General features: G+C 64.3%; 32 protein-coding genes. 31 read left to right on the top strand and 1 reads right to left on the bottom strand.

The genetic code is table 11. The features are described 5' to 3' along the window. Positions 1-78 precede the first annotated feature (78 nt). The 4 genes from TM49_RS13740 to TM49_RS13725 all read left to right on the top strand — a co-directional run bounded on the left by TM49_RS13740 (position 79) and on the right by TM49_RS13725 (position 2,412). Positions 79-1,107: an AAA family ATPase gene (locus TM49_RS13740; RefSeq protein ID WP_045682066.1), complete on the top strand. Its 1,029-nt coding sequence runs from the start codon at positions 79-81 to the stop codon at positions 1,105-1,107. Continuing rightward, positions 1,107-1,409: a hypothetical protein gene (locus TM49_RS13735; protein ID WP_045682065.1), complete on the top strand. Its 303-nt coding sequence runs from the start codon at positions 1,107-1,109 to the stop codon at positions 1,407-1,409. The genes TM49_RS13740 and TM49_RS13735 overlap by 1 nt, the downstream gene beginning before the upstream one ends. Further along, positions 1,406-1,645, top strand: a complete 240-nt coding sequence (locus tag TM49_RS13730) for a hypothetical protein (protein ID WP_045682063.1) — start codon at positions 1,406-1,408, stop codon at positions 1,643-1,645. Before TM49_RS13735 ends, TM49_RS13730 begins: the two co-directional genes overlap by 4 nt. 173 nt (positions 1,646-1,818) lie before the next feature. Beyond that, positions 1,819-2,412, top strand: coding sequence for a DUF3164 family protein (locus TM49_RS13725; RefSeq protein ID WP_201777062.1), 594 nt, complete (start codon positions 1,819-1,821; stop codon positions 2,410-2,412). Between the two features lie 65 nt (positions 2,413-2,477). Here TM49_RS13725 and TM49_RS13720 read toward each other — a convergent pair whose 3' ends face one another. Next, positions 2,478-3,215: a hypothetical protein gene (locus tag TM49_RS13720; protein ID WP_045682061.1), complete on the bottom strand. Its 738-nt coding sequence runs from the start codon at positions 3,213-3,215 to the stop codon at positions 2,478-2,480. A 62-nt stretch (positions 3,216-3,277) separates the two neighbouring features. Between TM49_RS13720 and TM49_RS13715 the strand changes: the two genes are divergently transcribed. From TM49_RS13715 to TM49_RS13585, 27 genes are all read left to right on the top strand, one after another. Continuing rightward, positions 3,278-3,901, top strand: a complete 624-nt coding sequence (locus tag TM49_RS13715; RefSeq protein WP_045682059.1) for a regulatory protein GemA — start codon at positions 3,278-3,280, stop codon at positions 3,899-3,901. Beyond that, positions 3,898-4,167 carry a hypothetical protein gene (locus TM49_RS13710; protein ID WP_201777003.1) on the top strand — a complete coding sequence of 90 codons (270 nt, stop codon included), beginning with the start codon at positions 3,898-3,900 and terminating at the stop codon, positions 4,165-4,167. The genes TM49_RS13715 and TM49_RS13710 overlap by 4 nt, the downstream gene beginning before the upstream one ends. Beyond that, complete coding sequence (locus TM49_RS13705; RefSeq protein ID WP_045682057.1) at positions 4,164-4,379, top strand: hypothetical protein; 216 nt, start codon at positions 4,164-4,166, stop codon at positions 4,377-4,379. The genes TM49_RS13710 and TM49_RS13705 overlap by 4 nt, the downstream gene beginning before the upstream one ends. Next, complete coding sequence (locus tag TM49_RS13700; protein ID WP_045682051.1) at positions 4,369-4,740, top strand: hypothetical protein; 372 nt, start codon at positions 4,369-4,371, stop codon at positions 4,738-4,740. Before TM49_RS13705 ends, TM49_RS13700 begins: the two co-directional genes overlap by 11 nt. A gap of 74 nt (positions 4,741-4,814) precedes the next feature. After that, the gene (locus tag TM49_RS13695) at positions 4,815-5,516 is read left to right on the top strand and encodes a peptidoglycan recognition protein family protein (RefSeq protein WP_045682049.1); all 702 of its coding nucleotides are present in this window, start codon (positions 4,815-4,817) and stop codon (positions 5,514-5,516) included. Between the two features lie 8 nt (positions 5,517-5,524). Beyond that, positions 5,525-5,776, top strand: a complete 252-nt coding sequence (locus TM49_RS13690) for a hypothetical protein (protein WP_045682047.1) — start codon at positions 5,525-5,527, stop codon at positions 5,774-5,776. Continuing rightward, positions 5,776-6,138 (top strand): hypothetical protein, encoded by a 363-nt coding sequence (locus tag TM49_RS13685; RefSeq protein WP_045682045.1) that lies wholly within the window; start codon positions 5,776-5,778, stop codon positions 6,136-6,138. The genes TM49_RS13690 and TM49_RS13685 overlap by 1 nt, the downstream gene beginning before the upstream one ends. Before the next feature lie 13 nt (positions 6,139-6,151). Continuing rightward, positions 6,152-6,367 carry a hypothetical protein gene (locus tag TM49_RS13680; protein ID WP_244464729.1) on the top strand — a complete coding sequence of 72 codons (216 nt, stop codon included), beginning with the start codon at positions 6,152-6,154 and terminating at the stop codon, positions 6,365-6,367. Beyond that, complete coding sequence (locus tag TM49_RS13675) at positions 6,357-6,695, top strand: DUF2730 family protein (protein ID WP_052699843.1); 339 nt, start codon at positions 6,357-6,359, stop codon at positions 6,693-6,695. Before TM49_RS13680 ends, TM49_RS13675 begins: the two co-directional genes overlap by 11 nt. Continuing rightward, positions 6,692-6,988: a VpaChn25_0724 family phage protein gene (locus TM49_RS13670; RefSeq protein ID WP_045682041.1), complete on the top strand. Its 297-nt coding sequence runs from the start codon at positions 6,692-6,694 to the stop codon at positions 6,986-6,988. Before TM49_RS13675 ends, TM49_RS13670 begins: the two co-directional genes overlap by 4 nt. A gap of 2 nt (positions 6,989-6,990) precedes the next feature. After that, the gene (locus tag TM49_RS13665) at positions 6,991-7,584 is read left to right on the top strand and encodes a DUF3486 family protein (protein WP_045682040.1); all 594 of its coding nucleotides are present in this window, start codon (positions 6,991-6,993) and stop codon (positions 7,582-7,584) included. A 44-nt stretch (positions 7,585-7,628) separates the two neighbouring features. Further along, the gene (locus TM49_RS13660; RefSeq protein WP_244464728.1) at positions 7,629-8,936 is read left to right on the top strand and encodes a terminase large subunit domain-containing protein; all 1,308 of its coding nucleotides are present in this window, start codon (positions 7,629-7,631) and stop codon (positions 8,934-8,936) included. 2 nt (positions 8,937-8,938) lie between these two features. Beyond that, the gene (locus TM49_RS13655) at positions 8,939-10,546 is read left to right on the top strand and encodes a DUF935 domain-containing protein (RefSeq protein WP_045682038.1); all 1,608 of its coding nucleotides are present in this window, start codon (positions 8,939-8,941) and stop codon (positions 10,544-10,546) included. Between the two features lie 34 nt (positions 10,547-10,580). Further along, a complete protein-coding gene (locus TM49_RS13650) occupies positions 10,581-11,738 on the top strand; it encodes a phage head morphogenesis protein (RefSeq protein WP_144409562.1) in 1,158 nt (385 codons plus the stop codon). 114 nt (positions 11,739-11,852) lie between these two features. Then, positions 11,853-12,359, top strand: a complete 507-nt coding sequence (locus TM49_RS13645) for a phage virion morphogenesis protein (RefSeq protein ID WP_045682033.1) — start codon at positions 11,853-11,855, stop codon at positions 12,357-12,359. A gap of 72 nt (positions 12,360-12,431) precedes the next feature. Further along, complete coding sequence (locus TM49_RS13640; RefSeq protein ID WP_045682031.1) at positions 12,432-13,454, top strand: phage protease; 1,023 nt, start codon at positions 12,432-12,434, stop codon at positions 13,452-13,454. Beyond that, positions 13,455-13,847, top strand: a complete 393-nt coding sequence (locus tag TM49_RS13635; RefSeq protein WP_045682029.1) for a hypothetical protein — start codon at positions 13,455-13,457, stop codon at positions 13,845-13,847. A gap of 34 nt (positions 13,848-13,881) precedes the next feature. Next, positions 13,882-14,775 carry a Mu-like prophage major head subunit gpT family protein gene (locus TM49_RS13630; RefSeq protein ID WP_045682020.1) on the top strand — a complete coding sequence of 298 codons (894 nt, stop codon included), beginning with the start codon at positions 13,882-13,884 and terminating at the stop codon, positions 14,773-14,775. 92 nt (positions 14,776-14,867) lie between these two features. After that, positions 14,868-15,275 (top strand): HI1506-related protein, encoded by a 408-nt coding sequence (locus TM49_RS13625; protein WP_045682018.1) that lies wholly within the window; start codon positions 14,868-14,870, stop codon positions 15,273-15,275. 73 nt (positions 15,276-15,348) lie between these two features. Continuing rightward, a complete protein-coding gene (locus tag TM49_RS13620; protein WP_045682016.1) occupies positions 15,349-15,786 on the top strand; it encodes a gp436 family protein in 438 nt (145 codons plus the stop codon). Position 15,787: 1 nt separating this feature from the next. Then, complete coding sequence (locus tag TM49_RS13615; protein ID WP_052699842.1) at positions 15,788-16,360, top strand: hypothetical protein; 573 nt, start codon at positions 15,788-15,790, stop codon at positions 16,358-16,360. 2 nt (positions 16,361-16,362) lie between these two features. After that, a complete protein-coding gene (locus tag TM49_RS13610) occupies positions 16,363-16,599 on the top strand; it encodes a DUF2635 domain-containing protein (RefSeq protein ID WP_045682015.1) in 237 nt (78 codons plus the stop codon). A gap of 3 nt (positions 16,600-16,602) precedes the next feature. Beyond that, positions 16,603-18,087 carry a phage tail sheath subtilisin-like domain-containing protein gene (locus TM49_RS13605; RefSeq protein WP_045682013.1) on the top strand — a complete coding sequence of 495 codons (1,485 nt, stop codon included), beginning with the start codon at positions 16,603-16,605 and terminating at the stop codon, positions 18,085-18,087. Positions 18,088-18,099: 12 nt separating this feature from the next. Next, positions 18,100-18,462 carry a phage tail tube protein gene (locus tag TM49_RS13600; protein WP_045682012.1) on the top strand — a complete coding sequence of 121 codons (363 nt, stop codon included), beginning with the start codon at positions 18,100-18,102 and terminating at the stop codon, positions 18,460-18,462. Further along, entirely contained in the window at positions 18,459-18,932 is a 474-nt protein-coding gene (locus TM49_RS13595) for a hypothetical protein (protein WP_045682011.1), read from the top strand. The genes TM49_RS13600 and TM49_RS13595 overlap by 4 nt, the downstream gene beginning before the upstream one ends. Before the next feature lie 123 nt (positions 18,933-19,055). Further along, entirely contained in the window at positions 19,056-21,371 is a 2,316-nt protein-coding gene (locus TM49_RS13590) for a phage tail tape measure protein (protein ID WP_144409561.1), read from the top strand. Continuing rightward, complete coding sequence (locus TM49_RS13585; RefSeq protein ID WP_045682008.1) at positions 21,371-22,603, top strand: DNA circularization N-terminal domain-containing protein; 1,233 nt, start codon at positions 21,371-21,373, stop codon at positions 22,601-22,603. Before TM49_RS13590 ends, TM49_RS13585 begins: the two co-directional genes overlap by 1 nt. Positions 22,604-22,614: the final 11 nt, after the last annotated feature.

The raw sequence follows: 22,614 nt of genomic DNA, 5'->3' as shown, positions 1-22,614 counted from the left end.
GAAATGTAGTGCGTACGGTTCCAAAAAAAGAGGGCGGGGTTGTCCCCGCCCGTCAAGTGTAAAGCAAAGGAACCATAAATGAATATTTATTCCGGCACAAGCCAAACTAAGACACTCTGGGAACGCCCCGTCGCGGGACCGGAGCTTTCCGCAAACCGCAGCCAAGACGACATCGACCAGTGGTGGTCGCTGATCGACCGCACGATCGAGGTCGCCAACGCCAACGGCTGGACCAAGGCCGAGGTGGCACGCCGCTGCGGCATGGCCGACGGCACATTCTCGCAATGGGTCTCCGGCAAATATAACGGCCGCCTGGACAAGCAGAACCAGACGGTGCGCCAATGGCTCGACGACGTCGAGGACCAAGCGGCGTTCGCCGCCAAAATCCCGCAATCGCCGACCTTCCTCAAGACCCGCATGGCGCATGAGGTGCTGGAAACGCTCAATTGGGCGCAGGTCACCTCGGATTTCGTGATCATCACGCTCGCGGCCGGCATGGGCAAGACCATGGCCTGCAGGCATTACTGCGCCACGCGTCCGAATGCCTATCTCGCGACCGTCAGCCCGCACACCAAGAATGTGCATGCGATGCTGATCGAGCTTGCGGCCGAACTGAACGTCCAGGAGCACAATCCGGCCAAGCTGACGCGGGCGATCGGCAAGAAGCTGGAGCGGATCGGCGGCGGCACGCTGCTGATCATCGACGAGGCGCAGAACCTCGTCGACGACGCGATCAACCAGCTCCGGCATTTCGTCGACATCTATGGCTGCGGCGTCGCTCTCGTCGGCAATGACGAGGTCTATGGACGGTTTGCCAGCAAGAGCGAGGGCCGGTCCTATGCCCAGCTTCGCCGGCGCATCGGCAAGCGGCTCAATCGCCGCCAGCCGCTTCGGCAGGATCTCGAAGCCTTTATCGACGCCTGGGGCGTGACCGATCCGGTCGCGGTCAAAACGCTGATTGGCATGGGGCTGAAGGGCGGCGCGCTTGGCCAGATCGACAAGACGCTGAAGCTTGCGGCGATGCTGGCGATGGCGAATGACGAGCCGATCAATGCCCGTCATGTCGAGACCGCCTGGAAGAACCGCGACGTGGAGGACATCGCCTGATGCGCCACCTCGACACGACACTCAGCGACACGCTTTCGGCCTATGCGATGCAGTTTGCCGAATGCACGCACACCGGCTGCACGATGTCTCCGGCGGAGACCACGCGCTTCGTCAAAAGCCTCACGGCCATGCGCAAGTGCGCTCGCAATATCGAACAGGAGCTGGCAGTGCATCGCCTCGCCGAGGAAAGCCGCGCGCGCGGCGCCATCCTCGACATCGAGGCGAGCCGGAAGTTCGGCCAGCTCATCGCCGACCCGGAGGGCAAGATCGTCCGGCCGGATTTCACGGGAGGGCGGAAATGAACATTCAGCCATCCGAATATCTGGGCGGCCTGCGCGACGAGATGCGGCTTTTCATCCGCATGCAGAAGCGCCCAACGGTCAACGAACTCGAAGGCATGGTCACGCGGCTGAACACCGGCATCGCGCTGACGGCAGAACTGGAGGAAGAGCTTTGCCTCCGCAACAAGGCGCGGCGCCTGTCGCCTCGCTTCACCCTGATTTCTAATGGCGACGACAACGGAGGCGACGCGGCATGAACGCGATGGAAGCATGCATTCTCGAAGATCAGGCGCGGCAGGCCCGCGTCGCCGAGATCGGCGGCGAGCGCTATGTCGAGGACGTGCGCGGCCGGTTCGTGCCGGAGGCGCTCCACCAGGCGCAGGTGCGCGAGATCGGATCCGGTGTCACGCTGGTCAATGGCCGGGATTTCATGACCGATGCCAGCGACCGGCTGGTGCCGCTCGATCTGGTGAAGCCGCAGCACAAACTGGAGGACGAGGTGGTGCGCAAAGTCATCGCTTTCGCCTTCGATCTTTCCGCCCAGATCGGCCGGTTCCTCGAACACACGATGATGGACCTCGACGGCTTCGACGAACTGCTGGCGCAGGAATACGAGGTCACCAAGGGTGGCAAGAAAGGCAACCGGACCTATCAGTCCTATGACGGGCTCCTGAAGATCCAGGTGCAGGTCGCCGAGCGGATCGACTTCGGCCCGGAGCTGCAGATCGCCAAGGGGCTGATCGACGAATGCCTGAACGAATGGTCGGCGGAAAGCCGCCCGGAAATCCAGGCGATCGTCACCCGCGCCTTCAACACCGACAAGGAGGGGCAGATCAACCGGGCCGAAATCTTCGGCCTACTCCGCCACAACATCGAGGACGCCCGCTGGCAGCGCGCCATGAGCGCGATCCGCGACGCGATGCGGGTGACGGGTTCGAAGCAGTATGTCCGGTTCTATCACCGGCGCTCGGTCGAGGACCGGTGGCAGGCGATCACGATCGATCTGGCGAGGGCGGGTGAATGATGACTAACTCGGTTTCCGTTGTACGACCTGCTCTTCTATCGAAACATCTGGCCCAAGAAAGCAATTTATATATGGGTGTTTTTATATACCCCTCTAAGCCGTTCCAAGTCTGCATTGATCTCAACAAGATCGCGGGAAAAACCTTTCCAGGGCTCAGGGTCATACTTCAAAATCTCATAGCAATCCGGCGTTCCCAGCATAAAGAGAGCGGAGGTTGTCGCGAGAACATCGGATGGAGGAATAGAGACAGTCTCTTTGGCTGTGTCCGGAAGCCATTTCCTCAATTTATGAGCCGTGGATCTGGCCGTTTGCCGGCGCGCCCAAAGAAGGGCGGGTATCGCCTCTTGCGCTTCTTCCCATGCTTTATCGTCAAGACAGCTGATCGCTTTGCCAAGGGCGAGGTCGGTGCGGCGAAGCCACGAAAAGAGCGCGTCGATTTCCTCAACGGAGGTTATTTGTGTGAGGGTCGGAGGGACTTCGGAAAAAATGCCGCTCTCTGTGATGTTACCGAAAATGGGCGTGACCTTGAGGTGGAGCGCAGCTACTCGTCGGGCGTAAGGCAAAGTCTGAATAGCTATTGTTTCAAGGTGATGGGTAAGCGCGGCTCGGTCGCTTCGTTGCATTTGGCGAATCGTCAGAACAGCGGCAATCACTGCGGCAATCCCGCTGATCAGAGTTTGATAGTCGTAAATAAAGCGGCCCCAGAGGTCTTGCTTTCCGCCGAACATTGCAGGCACAGCGAGCGCCGCGAAAACGGCCACTCCCGCCGCCCCCAAGATCTTCTTCCAAATGCACTCATTCATCCGTTTGACCCCTCGGCCGCCCTATCCGAAAGGTACTTTCGGCCATCTGAGGGATTGGCGCAATGACTGCACATCGTACCATCCACGCCTTTGCGAATAGGATAGGCCTAGACGATGAGGCCCGCCGTGCGGTTTATGAGCGCGTCACCGGAAAGCCGACGCTCACGGTGATGACTGAAACGGAGAGGGAGGCCGTTGCCGCCGAGTTTCGGCGGCTTGGTGGCGCCCGACGCCCGGACGGCCGCAAAAAGCTCACCGGCCCGTTCTCAGCAAAACTCCAGGCACTATGGATCGGCGCCTGGAACCTCGGGATTGTCGGTAACCGCGACGACAAGGCGTTGCTCGCCTTCGTCAAGCGGCAGACCGGTATCGATCACACGCGGTTCCTCTACTACGCCGACGACGCCGCCAAGGCGATCGAAGCGCTGAAGGCCTGGATGGCGCGCGAGGCCGGCGTGGATTGGCGTGTCCATCGCACCATGCCGCTCTGGCGCCAGGCCGAGGGCTACAAGATCGCCGTCGCGCAATGGGCGGCGCTTCAGCAGGACCCGAACGATTTCTGGACCGTTGTGCCGATGCTCTCGGACACCGATCCGGGCGTCCGCGATTTGACCCGCGCGGAGTGGATCAGGGTTATGAACACCCTTGGCGAAAGGGTGCGCGCCATGAAGGCGGAAGCGCGATGACGGGGCGCAACAACAAGATGCCGGAAACCGGCCTCAGCGTGCCGATCGTCACCGATCACGCGGTTCTGCGTTTCATCGAGCACGTCCACGGGATCGACACCGACGCCATTCGGCTGATCATCGCCAATCGCTGCGAGGCGGGCGTGCGCTACGGCGCCTCGGCCGTGGTTGCGGATGGCATGCGGTTCATCCTGCGCGGCGATGCCGTCGTGACCTGCAATTCGCGACACTGGTTGCCGCGTACACCGGGAAAGGGCGAGCGATGACCAATAGCGCCCTCCCCCTTTTCCGGTCGGTCGAAAACCGCGAAACCTTGAGGAGGCTTGAGGAGCGCCGCGTCGCGCTCTTGAAGCGTCTTCAAGCCTTGCCGCCGCGCAGCCATAAGCGGGTCGGCTTGACCCACGAGCTCTCGATCGTCACCACGGAACTGATCCGCCGCGAGACCATCCAATATCCCGGAGGTCGCCATGTTCGATGACGATCGTCGGGATATGGAAATGGAGCTTCGCGCTATGCTCGGCGACGAAGGCTTCATGCAGTTTGTCGAAAAGGTCGGAGGCATCCGCTTCTATGTCCCGCACGATCCGGCACGTTCGGCGGACAAGGAAGGGCTCGGCGACGACATTCTCGCGCCGCTCTCCAACGCTTATCCCGGCGAGTATATCAAGGTTCCTCTTGCGCGCCGGTGGCGAGCCGATCAATATCGGCTTCGCGGGCTCTCCCACGCCGATATCGCGCGGCGTCTTGGCATGAGCGAAAGCGGCGTCTACAAGCTTCTGCGTTCCGCCCCTCGCGAACCAAAGCCCCGGAAACCCAGCAATCAGATGGACCTCTTTTGAGGCTCGCCTCCGGTGGCTAGCATGATCAGGCAAGCGGCTTGCCGCCTATCTTGCCTCCAAATCCGGAGGCTCCCATGCGCCCTATCAACGAAATCATCATCCATTGCACCGCGACGCCCGAAGGCCGTCCGGTCAGCGTCGCAGAGATCAACGAATGGCATCTGGCGCGCGGCTGGTCGGGCATCGGTTATCATCGCGTGGTTCACCTCGACGGACAGCGCGAGGACGGACGTCCGATCGAAAAGATCGGCGCGCATGTCGCGGGCCACAACACCGGCACGGTCGGCGTCGTCTATGTGGGCGGCATGACGCGGGACATGACCGCCTCGGCCGATACGCGCACGCCCGCGCAGAAGACAGCGCTCGTGACCGAAATCGTCGCACTTCGCGACCGTTTCGGCATCGGCAAGATCAGCGGCCATCACGATTACGACAAGGGCAAGGATTGCCCCTGCTTCGACGCCCGCGCCGAATATGCCCACCTCTTCCCCGGCATGGATCAGGTCGCGTCGATCGAGGACGCAATCCTGCGGCGCGGCGATCACGGCCCGGCCGTCGCCGCCTGGGTCGACGCGCTTGCCGCCTATCGCCGGAAGATCGGCCATCGCTGGCCGGTGCAGCCCACCGACGCCTTCGACCATACCGTCGAACTGGTGACGATCTGGTTCCAGCAGATGCGCGGCATCGTCGATGACGGCGTCGTCGGGCCGCAGACGCGTGACGAGATGGAGCGGGCGCTGAAGGGCCTGCCGTCCTATCGCGTCCTGGCCGCGTGAGGCCGCAAATGGAAAAGCCCACCTATCGCAGCTCAAAGCGCTTCATGAGCATCTCCCATGCCTTCGCCTGGCTGGTGATTTTCGTTGTCGTGGCGGCGGCGAGCGCTGGCTCGGCCGGTGCGCTGGCGCTGGCGCCGACCGTTGTACCGCTGATGGCCGGGATGATCCTCGCCCTTCTCGGCATCCATCGCGGCCTCGGCTCCGTCGATATGCACACGATCGCGCGCTATGGCCGCGACCAGCCGGCGAAGGAGAGCTGATGGCAGCCCTCCTCGGAAAATACACCATGCCCTTGCTGCTCGCCGCCCTGCTGATCGCGATCGGCGGGGGCCTGTCGTTTCTGGCGGCACGCGAGCTTTCCGCCATGGTGCGGGATGCGCGGCAGAACGCTATCGCCGAGCGCGATGCCTTCTGGTCGGGCGAGATCGCCAAAGCGAATGCGGAAAAGGCGGACGCGGTGGCCGCCCAGCTTCGCGCCATCATGGTCGCCGATCGTCAGATCCGGGCGGCCGAGACCGACGCCAACGACAAACTCGAACAGATGGAGAGAGACAATGCGGCATTGCCTCGCGGTGACGCTTGCGGCCTTGAGCCTGAGCGCGTGCACCTTCTCCCCCAATAAGCAGGAGCCCATCGTGCTGCGGACAATGATCAAGCCGGAGCTTCCGGCCGAGGCGCGCCGCCCCTGCGCGAAGCCTTCAACTTTGCCGGCCAAGGGCGGTCTCAGCCAGGCGGAGGTCGTATCGCTCTGGGGCGCCGATCGCTCGGCGCTCAATGTCTGCGAGACCCGTCGCGCCGCAGCCGTCGCCGCCGTCGACAGCGCGACCGGGGAGACGACCGATGGTGATTGAAGTTGGCGCGTTCCTGCCGCTCCTGACGGCCCTTTCCCTGCTGATCTCGATCGGCTCCTTCATCCACTCGGTTTTGACCGCGCGGGCGAAGGGTAACAGCGCCAAACTTGAGACGCTGGAGAAGAATGTCGACGGGATCGACCGGCGGATGCTGAAGGTCGAGGCGGAGATCAAGCAACTTCCGGGCAAGGACGAGCTGAACCGGCTCGAACTGTCGCTCACCAAACTGGATGGCGCGGTCTCGGCCACCGGCCAGATCGTCAGCCGCGTGTCGATGACGGTCGACCGGATCGACAACTATCTGCGTAAACGAGGGGAAGGCGCATGAACTTCGAGGAATTCTCGGCCCGTGACGCGCGGCTGATCATGTTGAAGGGACTGGCGAGAGAAGTGGATGGCGCGTTGAACGAAACGCTGCTGACCGCGCTGTTGCGCACCTTCGGCCATAACCGCAGCCGCGACTATGTCCGCACCCAGATTCGCAAGCTCGAGGAGCTCGGCGCCGTGACGGTCACGGAAGCGGGCTCCGTCCTGATCGCCTCGATCACGCGCGCCGGCGTCGATCATGTGGAAAGGCGCTCGGTGATCGAGGGCGTCGACCGTCCGTCGCCAGGAGCCTGATCATGGGTCGTGGACGAGGCAGGCTTTCCAAGATCGACCTTCTGCCGGCCGAATGCGACGACGTCGTTGCCTGGGCGGCGCAGGAGCTGGCGAACCGCGACCGGACACAAACCGATATCTATCCGGAGTTTTGCGAAAAGCTGCTCGCCATTCAGGGCGAGTATGGCGTCGCCTTCGATATTCCCTCCTTCACTGCGTTTAACCGCTACTCGGTCAAGCTCGCCCAGATGACCCGCCGGCTCGAGCAGACCCGCGAGATCGCCCGCACGATATCCGAGCGCATGGATGCCGAGGCCTCCGACGAGCTGACGCTCATTGCGGCCGAGGCGATCAAGACGCTGGTCTTCGAATTGTTGACGGCTGGCGGCGAGAGCGGGATCGATCCGAAGGGCGCGATGCAGCTCGCCGCCGCCCTCCGCTCAGCGACGCAAGCGCAGGGCGTTTCGACCTCGCGCCGACATAAGGTCGAGGCTGAGTTCAAAGCCAAGGTCGGCCAGGCGATGGACGCTATCGAGGACCAGGAGGACAAGCTCACGCCCGACGGCAAGGAGGCGCTCCGCCGGATCCGTGAAGACATTTACGGGATCTTCAAATGAGCGCGCCCGCCGTTCCTCTCTTCGGTTATCAGCGGCGCTGGTTTATGGACAGGTCGCGCTTCAAGCTCGGCAAGTTCGCTCGGCAGACGGGCAAGACCTTCACCACGACGCTCGAAGTGGTCGACGACTGCTTCGAGCATGCGATCGAGCAGAAGCGCGCGCGCTGGGTGATCCTGTCGCGCGGCGAGCGCCAGGCGCGCGAGGCGATGAATGAAGGCATCAAGCTCCACGCCCAGGCCTACAAGCTCGGCTTTGAGATGAACGAATATGACTGGCTAGGCGCCGAGGGCTCCTATCGCGCGCTCGAGGTCGAGCTGCCGCACGGCTCGAAGATCACCGCGCTACCCGCCAATCCGGATACCGCGCGCGGCTTTTCGGCCAATGTGTTTCTCGACGAGTTCGCCTTCCATAAGGACAGCAACGCCATCTGGAAGGCGCTCTTCCCCGTCATATCCGCCGGCTGGAAGCTGCGCGTCACCTCGACGCCGAACGGCAAGAGCGGCAAGTTCTATGAACTGGACACGGCGGACGACAACGCCTGGTCGCGGCATGTCGTCGATATCTATCAGGCGGTCGCCGATGGTCTGCCGCGTGACATCGAGGAGCTGCGCGCCGGCATCGCCGATGACGACGCCTGGGAGCAGGAATACGAGCTCAAATATCTGGACGAGGCCAGCGCCTGGCTTTCCTACGACCTGATTTCCTCGGTCGAGGATGACGCCGCCGGCATTCCCGATGGCTATCAGGGCGGGCCCTGCTATGTCGGCCGCGATATCGGCCGACGCAATGACCTGCATGTCATCTGGGTCTGGGAAGAAATCGGCGACGTGCTCTGGTGCCGCGAGATCATCGAGCAGAAGCGGGCGACCTTCGCCGAGATGGACATGGCCTTCGACGATGTGATGACGCGCTACCGAGTGGCGCGCGCGTGCATCGACCAGACCGGCATGGGCGAGAAGGTGACCGAGGACGCGCAACGCCGCTACGGAAGCCGCGTCGAGGGCGTGCTGTTTACCACCTCCAACAAGCTGATCATGGCGACGGCCGGCAAGGAGCGGTTCGAGGATCGCAAGGTTCGCATTCCGGAAGGCAATGTGCCGCTGCGTTCCGATCTCCACAAACTGCGGAAGGTCGCCTCGGCCACCGGCGCGCCGCGCTTCGTCGCCGAACGCGACGATGATCACGCCGACCGCACCTGGGCGGCGTTTCTCGGCATCAACGCCGCCGGCGGCGCACGCATGGCCTATGGCTATCAATCGGCGGCATCGCATGCCGAGCGCACCGCCTTTCCTGCCGCGACCGATGATGACGACGATGGCGCTGCCGGTTTCGGCCTGCGCGGGAGACTTTGACCATGGCCTTGAGAGATTTTCTGAACCGCCTCATTCCGGCAAGCCGGCTGACCGGCGACGTTGCCGCGCCGAAGGTCGGGACCGTCCGCGATCCCTTCGCCACCGATCAGGCCGACGGCATGACGCCGGTCAGGATGGCGCGCATTCTGCGCTCGGCCGCCAATGGCGATCCCCTCTCCTATTTCGAGCTTGCCGAAAACATGGAGGAGCGCGACCCGCATTATCTGGCGGTGCTCGCCACCCGCAAGCGCTCGGTCGGCCAGCTTCCGATCACCGTGAAGGCAGCCTCCGACGCAGCCGACCACAAGAAGCACGCGCAATATCTGCAGAGCTGGGTCGATGACGGCGTTCTGCGCGCCTGCCTCTTCGACATGCTTGATGCCATCGGCAAGGGCCTTTCGGTCATGGAGATCGACTGGAAGACGACGACGAATGCCTGGACGCCGCGCGAGCTGATCTGGCGATCGCCAACGCATTTCGATTTCGATCGCGAGGATGGCGAGACGGTGATGCTGCGCGAGGCGGCAAGCCTGGTCGACCTCGATCCCGTCAACTTCGTGGTCCACCGCTCCAAGGCGAAGTCCGGCCTCACGGTCCGCTCCGGCATCGCCCGCGTCGCGGCCTGGGGCTGGATGTTCAAAAGCTTCACCATCAAGGATTGGGCGATCTTCTGCCAGAATTTCGGGCAGCCGATCCGGCTTGGCCGATACGACAACAACGCCACCGAGGAAGAGAAGAGCGTTCTCTGGAAGGCGGTCAGCCAGATCGCCGGCGATTGCGCCGCGATCATTCCCACCACGATGGAGATCGAGTTTCAGGAGGTCGGCTCGAAATCGGCCTCGACCGATATGTTCGAGCGGCGGGCCGACTGGTACGACCGCCAGATTTCCAAGCTCGTTCTGGGCCAGACGACGACGACCGACGCGATCTCGGGCGGTCACGCAGTCTCGAAGGAACACCGCGAGGTTCAGGAAGATATCGAACGCTCCGACGCACTCGACCTGACGACGACGATCAATCTTCAGCTCGTGCGCAACATCATCGCCTTCCGGTTCGGCCCGCAGGAGCACTATCCGACGCTGTCGATCGGCCGACCGGACGAGGTGCCGCTCGGTGAGTTCGCGACGGCCTTCGACGTGTTCGCCCGTCACGGTCTGCAGGTCCCGGCCTCCTACCTTTACAACCGTCTTGGCGCTCCGCCTCCGAAGGGCGATGAGCTGACGGTCGGCGGGCGACCCGCCACTACAGCTCTTGAGCCGCCGACGGGCGAAAGCTCCGGCGGAAAGCCGCAGCCTGAGCGTCTCACCGCGCGCCAGTCGCTCGACCGGCTGTTCGAACGCTCGGCGCATGTCAGGGCGGATGCCCGCGACGAGGCAGAGCTCATCGCCGATCGGCTTGAGGAAGATGCCGCGGATATTCTCGACGGCCAGATCGATGCGATCCGTGCGGCGCTCGACCAGGCGACCAGCCTTCAGGATGCGGCGCGCCGGCTGGCGGCACTCGACCTTGAAGAGGAAGCGCTGGCGAAGGCGATGGCCTCCGCGATGATGGTCGCGCATCTTTCCGGCCAGGCGGCGCTTCTGGACGCGCTCGACGATGATCGAAAATAAAGCCCCACAGACACGCGAGGCCGGGTCGGGACGCATGATCAGTCGTCTTTTCCCGGAAAACGCGCCCAGGGGCTTTGAAAGGGCTTCGAAATCGATCCTGTCCAGCATTCGACCGGCGCTGATGACGGAAACAACCGATCCTCTGCAATTGCCCTTCCAGGAAGCGATCGATTTCCTCCGCCAGAAGGTCGGCGTTCCGACCCGGAGCTGGCGCGATGTCTTCGATGCGGCGCACTCCAAGATGTTCATGGTCGCCGGCGCGCAGACGGAAGCCCTGGTCGCGGACTTTCAGGGCGCGATCGAGCGGGCGCTGAAGGACGGGACCACGCTGGAGGACTTCCGTAAGGACTTCGACGCGACCGTTAAAACACATGGCTGGTCCTATCACGGCGATCGCGGCTGGCGCACGCGGGTGATCTTCGAGACCAATCTGAGGACGGCCTATGCCGCCGGCCGCTTTGCTCAGCTCAACAGTCCCGAGATCCGCGAGGCCTTTCCCGGCTGGCGCTACAATCACTCCGGCAACAAGCATCCGCGCCGCGATCACCTCGCCTGGGACGGCAAGGTCTGGGCGGCCGACGATCCGGTATGGCAATCGATCTATCCGCCGAACGGTTTCGGTTGCGGCTGCTTCGTCACGCCGGTGCCCGCGGCGCTCGTCGAGGCAAAGGGCTTTGACAGCACACCGGATCTCGACCAGCTCGGAACCGATCAGCCGCGCGGCGTTGATCCGTCCTTTGACTATAATCCTGGCGCTGCCTGGCTATCGCGCACCGCGCCGGGACCGAAGGCGGTAACGGCGAGCCAGACGCAGGTCGCGAAATTCGTGCGGGCGGTCCAACGCGGCAAGTGGCCGGATGGAACCTGGCAGCCGGTCGCGACGGCTGGCAAGGCGGATGCGGAAAAGCTCGGCGTTAAGGCCGGGACGGAAGTCAGGCTTTCGTCCGATACCATCCGCAGCCATGCCAAGCACGACCGGATCACGCCGGACGCCTATGCGGTGCTGCCGAACTGGTTGAGGAAGAACGGCAGGCTCGCCCAGGGTGGAAACGGCCGCTGGGCCTATGTCGGCGAACATGACGGCGCCAATTATCACGCAGGCCTCAAGGTGGTGAAGAAAGACGGTCGCGAGGAAATATATCTGACGTCGCTCAGACGGACGACGGCGCGGAAGATGAAGAAGCTGACGTGAGAGGAACGCGCCGGGGGGCCAGAAGTCGCCTTGTCCCAATCCCGCTGAAGCGGGCGCTTCCTGCTCGGCGCGTCCTCTCGAAAATATAGGCCTCACAGGCCGGAAAGGCAAATCATGGCCGGCGTGTCGATCGTCACCGAGATCCGCGACAAAGCGCTGATGAAGGGCCTCGGCGGGCTGATGCTGATGACCCGCAACACCCAGCCGATGATGAACGTGATCGGCGTCGGCCTGGTCGCCTCGACCGTCCAGCGCTTCATCACCCAGACCGATCCGGAAGGGCAAGCCTGGACACCGGTCAACAAGGACTATGGCGCCGACAAGCGCAACACGCGTATCCTCACCGAGAGCGGCCGGCTGCGCGACAGCATCACCCATTTCGCCGGCAACGACTACGCCCAGGTCGGCACCAATGTCATCTATGCGCGACCGCACCAGGAAGGCGCCGAGATCGTGCCGGTTCATGCCGACCATCTCTATTTCCGGATCGGCGGCCGGTTGATCGTTGCCGACCGGGTTATCTTGCCGGCGCGGCCTTTCCTTGGTATCTCCGAGGACGACGAGACGATGATCCGCCACACGATCGAAGGCTTCATCCTCCGCTTTTCCCGCTCCCGCTGATTTCAAATTTGCACGCACGCCTCCGGCGGCGGGCATGACCCGCGCCTATGCGCCGATGCTAGCAATCGACGCATGGAAACGACACGCGCCTCACTCTCGATTGCTCTCAACGCCGCCGGCGTTCCGGAATGGCTGCAGCTTCTGCCGGCCGCCGAGTTCACCGGCGTCGACGGACGCGGTCCTTATGCCGCGCCGGATCTGGCAAGCCTGGTTGCCGCCTTCCACACGGCCGGCCGCAAGCTCCCGATCGACGAAAACCACGCGACCGATCTGGCCGGCAAGGCCGGACATCCCGCACCGGCGCGCGGCTGGATCGTCGAACTGCAGGCGCGCGAGGATGGGCTTTATGGCCGCGTCGAATGGACGGCCTCGGGCCGGGCACTGATGGAAGACAAGGCCTATGGCTTCATCTCCCCGGTGTTCCTCCATTCGCGCACCAAGCCCTACCGGATCGGCTCGGTCGAGCGCGTGGCGCTGACCAACGATCCCAATCTCCCCTTCCTGAAATCCCTCAATTCGAAAGAGGACAATCCTATGCTCGAAGAGTTGCGGGAGGCGCTCGGCCTCTCAGAAACGGCAAGCGAGGCCGATGTGCTCGCCGCCGTCAAAGCCGCCCATACGAAAGCCGGCACCCATACCGCGCTTGTCGCGAAGCTTGGCACGATCGCCGGAACCGAGGGCGACGAGGAGACCGTGGTCACCGCGCTGCAGGGCCGGCTTCAGGCCAACACCGGCGGCCAGGCTGAGGAAATCAAAAGCCTCCACGCAACGGTGGCCGATCTCAATTCCAAGCTCACCACGCTTCAGGCGGACCAGGCGAAGGAAAAGGCCGAGGCCGTGATCGATGCCGCGATTTCGGGCGGCAAGGTCATTCCGGCGCTGCGCGACCACTACATCGCCCGCCATCAGAAGGACGCGGAAGGCGTCGAGGCGGAGCTGAAGCTTCTGCCCTCGATCCATTCCGGCGGTCTTGGCCGGCGCAAGCCGCCGGAGACCGGCAACCCCGACATCACCGCCGAGGACGAACAGGTCATGGCGCTGATGGGGCTCGGCGCCGAGGACTTCACCAAACAGCGCGAACGGGAGACGAAGTAAATGGCCGCGACCAACGATATCGAGCGCGTCACGCGCGATGGCCGCAGGGCCGCTTTCCCGGTCAAGGCCGCGACGCTGATCTATGGCGGCACCCAGGTGGCCGTCACCGCGGCAGGCCTTGCCGTCAAGCCCGACCATGCCGACGCCGTCGCGATCGTCGGCTGGGCACGCGAGCGGGCCGACAATTCGGCCGGTGGCGATGGCGCCATCCGCGTCGATGTCTCCAAGGAGATGCTGCGCATTCCGCTTGCCGCCGCGACCGCCGCCAATACCGGCGACCCGGTCTATGCGGCCGACGACGCAACCTACCAGCTCACCAATGTCAGCGACGAACTTCAGGCGGGCACGATCGGCTTCGTCGACGAAGACGGCGTCTGGCTGAAGGCGCTTTAAGGGCCGCCTCAAAGGGTCTCGAAAGGACTTCAAAATGGATATCAATGCTTCCAGCCTGCGCGGCATCTATACCGGCCTTTCGACGGCCTTCAATGCCCGCTTCACCTCGACGCCGACGAGCTACGGCCTGATCGCGATGGAGGTCAATTCGACGACGGCGCAGAACGAATATCCGCGCCTCGACGAGTTGCCGGGCATCCGCGAATGGATCGGCGAGCGGCAGGTCGTGCGCCTCGGCGCCCAGACCTACACCATCAAGAACCGCAAGTTCGAAGAGACGGTCGGGATCCTGCGCGACCAGATCGAGGACGATCAGATCGGCGTTTTCGTGCCGGTCGCCGGACAGATCGGCCAGCACGCGGCCGAGTTTCCCGACCAGCTCTGCTGGCCCCTCTTTGCCGCCGGCGAAACCGCGCTTTGCTATGACGGCCAGTATTTCTTCGACACCGATCATCCCGGCTTCAACGAGCAGGGCAACGAGATCTCGGTTGCCAACTATACCGCCGGCGCCGGGCCGGCCTGGTACCTGGTCGACGACACCCAGGTGGTCAAGCCGCTCGTCTACCAGAAGCGCCGGCCGTTCAACTTCGTCTCGTTCCAGGACGAGAAGGACGCCAACGTCTTCCTCAATGACGAGTTCCTGTGGGGCACGTCCGGCCGTTGCAATGCCGGCTACGGCATGTGGCAGACCGCGCACAAGTCGAAGGCGGTGCTGACGGCTGAAAGCTTCTCGGCCGCGCGCGTCGCCATGCAGACGATCCGCAAGAAGAACGGCAGCGTCATCAACCTCCGCCCCTCCAAGCTGATCGTGCCGCCGGCGCTTGAAGGCACCGCGCGCGCCATCCTCGAAGCGGAGCGCAACGACGCCGGTGCCACCAATATCTGGCGCAATACGGCGAAGGTCGAGGTGGTCCCCTACCTCGCCTGATCGCAATCACCCGGCGCGGTACAGCCCGCGCGGGGCCTTGCGCAAACCGCCGAGCCCGGCGGCTTCCGCAAAGCCCTTGAAGGAGAAACCCTATGGCTGACCAGATCACCATCATCTGCCGCAATCCCGGCATGCGCCGCGCCGGCATCAAGCATCCGGCGTCCGCGACCTATGCCGCCGACAAGTTCACCAAGACGGAACTCGCCGCCTTCCGCGCCGATCCCGCTTTCGAGGTGGTCGATGGCGAGGCGCCGGCCGCGACCACCGTCAGCGCGTTACGCACGGCGGAAGCCGAGGCGAAGACGAAGGCCGAGGCGCTTGCCACGGCCAACACCGAAATCGAACGGCTCAAGGGCGCGCACGAAACCGCCGAGGCCAAACTCGAGGAGCGCGACACGGAGATTACCGCACTGAAGGCCGAGCTTGCGACCGCCGCCACCAAGATTGCCGCGCTGGAAGAGGCAGCCAAGGCGGCCGCCAAGACACCGGCCAAGAAATAGCCTCCCGAAGCCTGCGCCCGGCCGGGGGCGGCGCGAATGCCGCCCCCACTCCCGACAGCACCGGAAACCGACCATGTACGCCACAGTCAACGACATGATTGCCCGCTTCGGCGAGACGCACATTCTGAGGCTCTCCAATCCGGAGGACCGCACGGCCGAGGCCGTCGATGTGGCGCGTGTCGAGCGCGCGCTGTCGGACGCCACGGCCGAGATCGAGGGCTATCTGCGCGGCTACTACGCCGTGCCGGTCACCGCTCCGCCGGTCGACCTCGTCCGCGCCGCCTCCATTCTGGCCCGTTATGAGCTGGCCCAGGGCGAGCATGTCTCACCGTCCGAGGAGATGTCGAAGGGCCGCGACGACGTGCTGAAGTGGCTGCGCGATATCGCCGCCCGCCGGGTGCATCTCGATGCGCCGCTTGCCGAGGGCGCCACCGGCGCGAAGGTCGGCTCCGGCCCGCGCTATTCCGATCGCCCGCGCGACTTCACCTATGACACGTTGAGGGGCGCGTGAGATGGGAATCAATCCGGCGCTTGCCATCATCGCTCGCCAGGGCCCGCTGATCGAAGAGCGGCTGCGCATCGCCTTTCCGGAAAAGACATTCGGCTTCGAGCGCGTGCCGACGGCGATGTCGATCACCGAGTTTCGCCGCATCGCAAGGCTTGCACCTTTCCTCGGCCTCGCCTGGCAGGGCATGAAGCCGGGCAACGACGCGAGGCTGCTTTCCGGCACGATGCAATGGCGGCTGTTCCTGGTCTGCGCCGTGTCCTCCGGACTGGAAGCCCGCTTCAAGGGCGACACGCGCGGCGTCGGGCTCGATGCCATGGTCGATGTCGCGGCGGTCCTGCTCAACGGCGTGAGCTTTGCCGATATGGGCAGCCTCACCGTCACGGGTGCTGCCGCGATCGTCGCCGATGGTTTCGCCGACGACAATATCGCGCTTGCCCAGGTCGACTTCAGCTTTTCCTTCGTCACCGCGACGGCCGAGCTCGAGCTGGAGACGGCCGACGATCTCGCCGCCCTCGGCGTGACCTGGTCGCTTGGCGGCGACATCGAACCTCAAGACGAAATCGAGACGGGAGCCTGACGATGGGCCATCGGAAATTTGTAAAGCCGGGCGAAGGCCGGACGCTGACGATCCGGGACGCGGCGAATGCCGAGAAGACGGTTCCGGGCGTTGCCCTGCCGGGCGGCGCGATCGTGCCGGCAGCGGGCGTCGAAGTCGACGACACGCTGTTTGTCCGAAGGCGCCTGCGCGACGGCGACCTGGTCGAGGCCAGCGCGCCCGCAACGAAGAAAACCACCACGGAAAAGAGCGAGGACTGATCGATGGACTTCGACGAAATCCCGATGACCTGGTACGACCCCGCCATCTTTATCGAGGTCAAGCCGAACTACAGCCAGAAGGGCATTTACGCCTGGCCGGAAAAGGTTCTGATCGCCGGCCACAAGCTTGCCGCCGGCACACTTGAGCCCGGCCAGATCCGCCAGATCACGCGCGGCGACGAGGCGACCGCCTATTTCGGCCGGGGCTCGATCGGCGCCGAGCAGGTCGCCGCCTTCCGCAAGGTCAACAAGACCACGCCGCTTTATGTGACGACGCTTGCTGATGCCGACGATGCGGTGAAGGCCACCGGCACCATCACTTTTACGGGCGCGCCTTCGCAGTCGACCGTGCTTCGCTTCAAGATCGCAGGCGTGCGGATCCGCGTCTCGGCGCTTGCGACCGATAACGTCGCCGCGCTCGCCACCAAACTTGCCGCGGCGATCACGGCGGAACCCGATATCGTTGTGACGGCCGCCGCCGCCGCCGGCGTCGTGACCGTGACCGCGAAGAACGGCGGCGAGGTCGGCAACGATATCGACCTGCGCGTCGACGTGACCGCCCAGCCGGTGCCCGAGGGGCTGACGATCGCGGTTGCCGACATGGCGGGCGGCGCCGGCAATCCGGACCTGCAGGACGTGCTCGACCTGATCGAGAATGCCTGGTTCACCAAGCTCCAGCATCCCTGGTCCGATGTCACCAATGTCCAGCTCTTCGCCGAATGGCTGAACGCGCGCTACGTGGCGACGGCCAAGCTCGATTGCCATGGCTTCACCGGCAAGCGGGCGACCTATGCCCAGGCGGTGACGCTCGGCGATCTCACCAACTGCGCCTTCCTGTCGCTGTCCTGCCTGTCGCGCTCGCCGACCTCGTCCTGGGTGCATGCGGCGGCCGACTGCGCGCTTGCCGCCTTCCACCTTTCCAACGATCCGGCGCGCCAGCTGAAGAGCCTGGTCGTGAACGGCGTCGAAGCACCCGACATCGAGGACCAGTTTTCGTGGGAGGAGCGCAATCTTCTGCTGCAGCACGGTGTGTCGACCTATCTCCACCTCGACGACGGCTCGACCGTGATCAACCGCATGGTGACCACCTACAAGAAGACGTCGCTCGGCGTGCTCGACGATGCCTGGATGGACATCATGGTGCCGGCGACCATGTCGCGGATCCGCTACGACTGGTCGGCCTATTTCAACACGCTCTATCCGCGCGCCAAGCTGGTCGACGACGGCAAGCAGTTTCAGACGCGCCGCGCCGAGGGCGACAAGGCCGCCGGTTCCGCCGTGGTTTCGCCCGGCCGGATCAAGGGCACCTGGGCGGCGCGCTGCCAGCGCTATGCCGGCCTCGTCTGGATCGAGAACGCCGAGGCGACGATCGAGGCCTCCACCTTCGAGCGCGATCCGAACGACCGTAACCGCACCAATGCCCGGCAGATCGTCCAGATCGTCGGCAACCAGATGGTGTTCGCCTCCAGCCTCGAATTCCTCGTCTGATAGGAGCCGACCATGCAGACACTTGGCATCATCGATATCGTCTGGAAGGGACGGACGATCCCCGTCAAAACCGGGGCCAAGCTCCGGCTCGGCGGCATCAAGAACACCGCCACGGCCTATGGGCGCGGCGTCGGCCGCTTTCAGGAGTTTCAGGGCTCCGAAATCACCGCGACCACCAACCTCGAAAAGGGACAGTCGCTCGTCGACCTTCTCGACCATGAGGAAGGCGAGCTGCAGGTCGTGTGCGACACCGGCCAGACCTACGTCTTCGAGGACGCTTTTCTTGAGGGCGACCGCCCCGAGACGACGGGCGCGACGGATGGCCAGATCGAACTCAAATGGGCTGCCGGAGAGGCGCAGGAGATCATCGGATGACGACGAAGACCATTGCCGCAATCGACCTCGACGACGAGGAAACCGTTGTTGACGAAACCATCGTCGATGAAGACACCGGTGTGTCCGTTCAGAAGGCCGACGACGATATCGTCGACGAGGATGCGACCGATCCGCTCGACAAGCTGCCGTCGCATGCGATCCGCAACGCCGATGGCACGATCACGCTGCCGCTCTACGAGACCGTCAGGATCAAGGTCCGGGCGTCGGGCAAGATCAAGGAGAAGGTGTTCGAAAGCCTGACTTTCCATCGTCTGACCGGCCTCGACACCCGCGTGATTTCCGAGGCGCCCGACAACCTGCAGAACATCGTCACCTTCGCGCGTTCCTGCCGCCTCAATCAGGCGGTGATGAACGCGGTCTGGGACAAGCTTGACGCCACCGACATTGCCGGCGGCGGCCGGGTGCTCAACCATTTTTTGACGAGTGGCCCGAAAACGCGGGCGTCCTGACCGGCTTTCTCGCCGAGCACTCGGGTTTCGGCGCCGCCGAGATCCTCGCCATGAACGGCCGTGAGCTGATCTTCTGGTGGAATGCCATCATGCATGCGCGCAAGGAAATGAAGGAGAGCTGAGGTGGCCGGATCGGGGCAGATGACGCTGGACGTTCTCGTCCGTCTACGCGACCTGATGAGCGGGCCGCTCCGCCGGCTTTCCGGCGCGGTGCGTGGCTTCACCGGCCTTGCCGGCCGCATCGGCATTATCGGCGCGGCCGTCGCCGGCATCTCCTTCATGGCGCCGATCGCGGGCGCTGCCGATTTCCAGCAAAAGCTGTTGGACATGGCGGGCACGGCCGAGCTGACGGGCGCTGCCGCCTTCAAGTTTACCGAACAGCAGAAGGCGCGGTTCGAGGATCTCGCGCTTGCGACCGGACAGACCTCCGATGGCATCGCCTCGGCGGTTGCCAACATGTTTGCCGCGGGTCTCGACGGTGCGCTGATCGACGGCGCGATCGACGACATTGCCAGGGTTGCGACGGCGGCCAATGCCTCGACGGACGACATCGCCGCGGTCGCCACCTCGTCGATGATGACGCTCGGCGTGCCGGCCGATCAGATCGAGAAGGTTCTGGCGATGCTGGTCACATCCGGCAAGCTCGGCGCCTTCGAGCTGAAGGACATGGCGCGCTACTTCCCATCGCTGACCAGCCAGGTGGCGAAGTTCGGCGTCAAGGGACAGGAAGCCGTCGGCTTTCTCGGCGCCGCCCTGCAGATCGCCCGCAAGGGCACGTCCGATCCGGCCGAGGCGGCCAACAACCTCAAGAACTTCCTGTCGAAGATCCTGGCACCCGCGACGGTGAAGAACTTCAAGGATATGGGCGTCGATATCCAGGCGGTCATGCAGGACGCCGCGACCAAGGGCATTAACCCGATCGAGGCGGTGCTGCAGAAGGTCATGAAACTGACCGGCGTTTCCGAAAACCAGATCGCCGACATGATGGAAGCCGCAAAAGCGAACGGGCTCGAAGGCGCCGAAGCGCTCGATGCTGTGCGCGAGCAGCTCGTCCAGATCGCCGGCGCCGGCGGTCTCGGCGAGTTGTTCCAGGATCAGCAGGTGATGGATTTCCTGATCCCGTTCATGGCGAACGTCGATGAGTACAAGGCGATCCGCGACAAGATGGCCGAGGCCGACGGCTCGATCATCGACGCCGATTTCGACACGCAGATGCAGGGCCTCAACCGCCAGCTCATCACCTTCCGGGAGATCGGTACGCAGGCCGTCCGCGAAGTGGGCATGGCTTTCGGCGAATGGCTGCCCGCGATCAACACGCATCTGAAGGCCGGGCTCGACCAGCTACGCGCCTGGAACGAAGAAACCAATGGCGGCGGGCGCGAGGCTCTGAGGCTTGGCGGGGCCGGCGTTCTGCTCGGGGGCGCGCTCGGCGTCATCGGTTTCGTGCTGCCGCCGGTCATTGCCGGGTTGCGGCTCATCCTTTCGCCCCTCTGGCTTGCCGGCAAAGGGGCCTTGCGGCTCGCCCTCTATTTCTACCGCGCCGCAGCCGGATCAATCGGCCTACAATCGTCGCTCGCCGGCATGAATGGCATGAAGCTTTCGTGGCTTGGCCGTCTTGCGACGGGATTTCGCGGCATATTGTTTGCCATCCCCGGCCTATCTTTCCTGTTTGAGGGCCTGATGGCCGTGATGGCCGCAATAGGCGGCGCGCTTGCCGGCATCACCGCGCCGATATGGGCGCTGATTGCAGCCATCGTTGCCGCGGTCGCCGCCATCGGCGTGGCCGTCTGGCATTACTGGGAGCCGATCTCGAATTTCATTGCTGGGTTTGCCTCGGTCATCTGGGACGCCGTCGGCGACGTGATGGGGGCGCTTTCCGACTTTGCCGGCTGGGTCGGCGGTCAGGTCGTCGATCTCGCTGCCTTCTTCGGTGTCGATACGGCCGCCATCTCGTCCGAGCTCGCCGAGGCGCGGGCCGTGGTAGAGGGCTGGTGGAACGAGCTCACCGGCTGGTTCTCTGGTCTCGATCTCTGGGGCAGCATCAAGTCGGTCTTCACCATGAAGGACTATTCCGACGAGATGGAGGCCGGTTTTCGTGATAGCGGAGCGCGTGCCGCCCAGGCAATGGTCGACGCGGTCAAGGGCACGATCGACGAGTTGGTGAGTTGGTTCGGCAATATCGGCAGCCGTATTCTCTCGGCGATCGGCAGCATCGACATCTCTTCGCTGATCAGCTGGCCGAGCTGGGAGAACCGTCCAAAGTGGATGGGTGGCACGGGCGGCGCCACCGCTCAGCAGGCCGCGCCCGTTGCCGCCAACGGCAATTTCAACGGCGAGATCACGGTGAAGGCCGAGCCCGGAACGGCCGTGACGCATTCGTCGGCGAAAACGAGCGGCGACGTCAAGCTTAACACCGGCCGCGCCGTGGGGATGCCCTGATGGCAACGCTTCCCGGCCTTGTCACCGGCTATTATCGCGGCATCGCCTTCGATGTGCCCGACACCACCACCAAGGCCGGCCGGCGCCTGGTCGAATATCTGTTTCCCGGCGTTGACGACGCGGCCTATGACGACTTCGGCCGAGCCGCGGCCGAGGTTTCGATTAACGGCGTGATCATCGGCGACTTCTACCAGGCGCAGGCGGTCGCGCTTGAGGCGGCGTTCAACCAGTCCGGCCCGGCGATGCTGATCCATCCCTGGCAGGGGCCGATGCAGGTGATCCTCACCGAGCCCGCCACGATCTCGCTTGCCTCGCGCGAGCTGCGCGCCGTCCGCTTTTCCGCGAAATTCAGGAAGGTTCAAACCGGCTTCACGAGCCTTTCAAACGGGCTTTCAGGCGTGCTTACGGCCGTGGCGCTCGTCGCCTCGGCGGCCTCGCTGCTGGCGAGCGCGGTCTCGACCCGATCGATCTCGGCGGCGCGCACGCGGGCGGTCAACCGCAGCGCGGGCGTCGTGCAGGATGCGGCGGGTGTGCTCCAGCCCGTCAACGGTTCCGCCCGGTTTCTGCCGCGCCTGCAAGACGCAACGGCACAGCTCGCGCCGACGACGCCCGAAGCGTTCGACGCCGAGGTCGCGGATCTCGCCAGCCGCTTCGGGGAAGCCTCCCAAACCCCGTTCGTCGCGGCCGCGGCCGAGGCGGTTCCGGAGGTCGCGGCGACGCCGGCGGCGCTGACCGCGATCGGCGTTTCGCTCGCCTCATCGCTTGCCGGCGCGATCGCGGCAGCGCCGTCCGATCCCGACCGGGCGCTGATTGCTGCCGCCTCGGCGCACTGCCTGTCGCAGGCGGTGGCGCAGGTCCCCTACTCCGATTTCGACAGCGCCGAGACCGCGCTTGCGTCCCGCGCCCGCATGCATGCTGCGGCCGATCGCCTGATCGAGTCGGTCGGCCAGCTCTCCTCCGGCCGCTATGACGGCGAGGTCGATGGACTGGTCTCCGCACTTGAGGGGTTGAAGGCCGAGGTGACCGGCGCGCTGAATGAGATCATCGGGCAGTTGCCGGAAACGCTGACGCTCACGCTTGCCGGGCCGACCGACGCCTGGATGATCGCCACCCATATCGCAGGCGAGAACCCGGCGGCGATCGAGGCGGTCTGGGCCGACATCGTTGCGCGCAACCGGCCGCGTCATCCGGCGCAGCTTCCAGCCGGAAGCATCAAGGTGCTGAAAGCATGACCAGGAAAAGT

Source organism: Martelella endophytica (genome assembly GCF_000960975.1).
Taxonomy (GTDB): domain Bacteria; phylum Pseudomonadota; class Alphaproteobacteria; order Rhizobiales; family Rhizobiaceae; genus Martelella; species Martelella endophytica.
The sequence above is the reverse complement of the archived record's forward strand: the minus strand, read 5'-3'. Positions and strand labels throughout refer to the sequence as shown.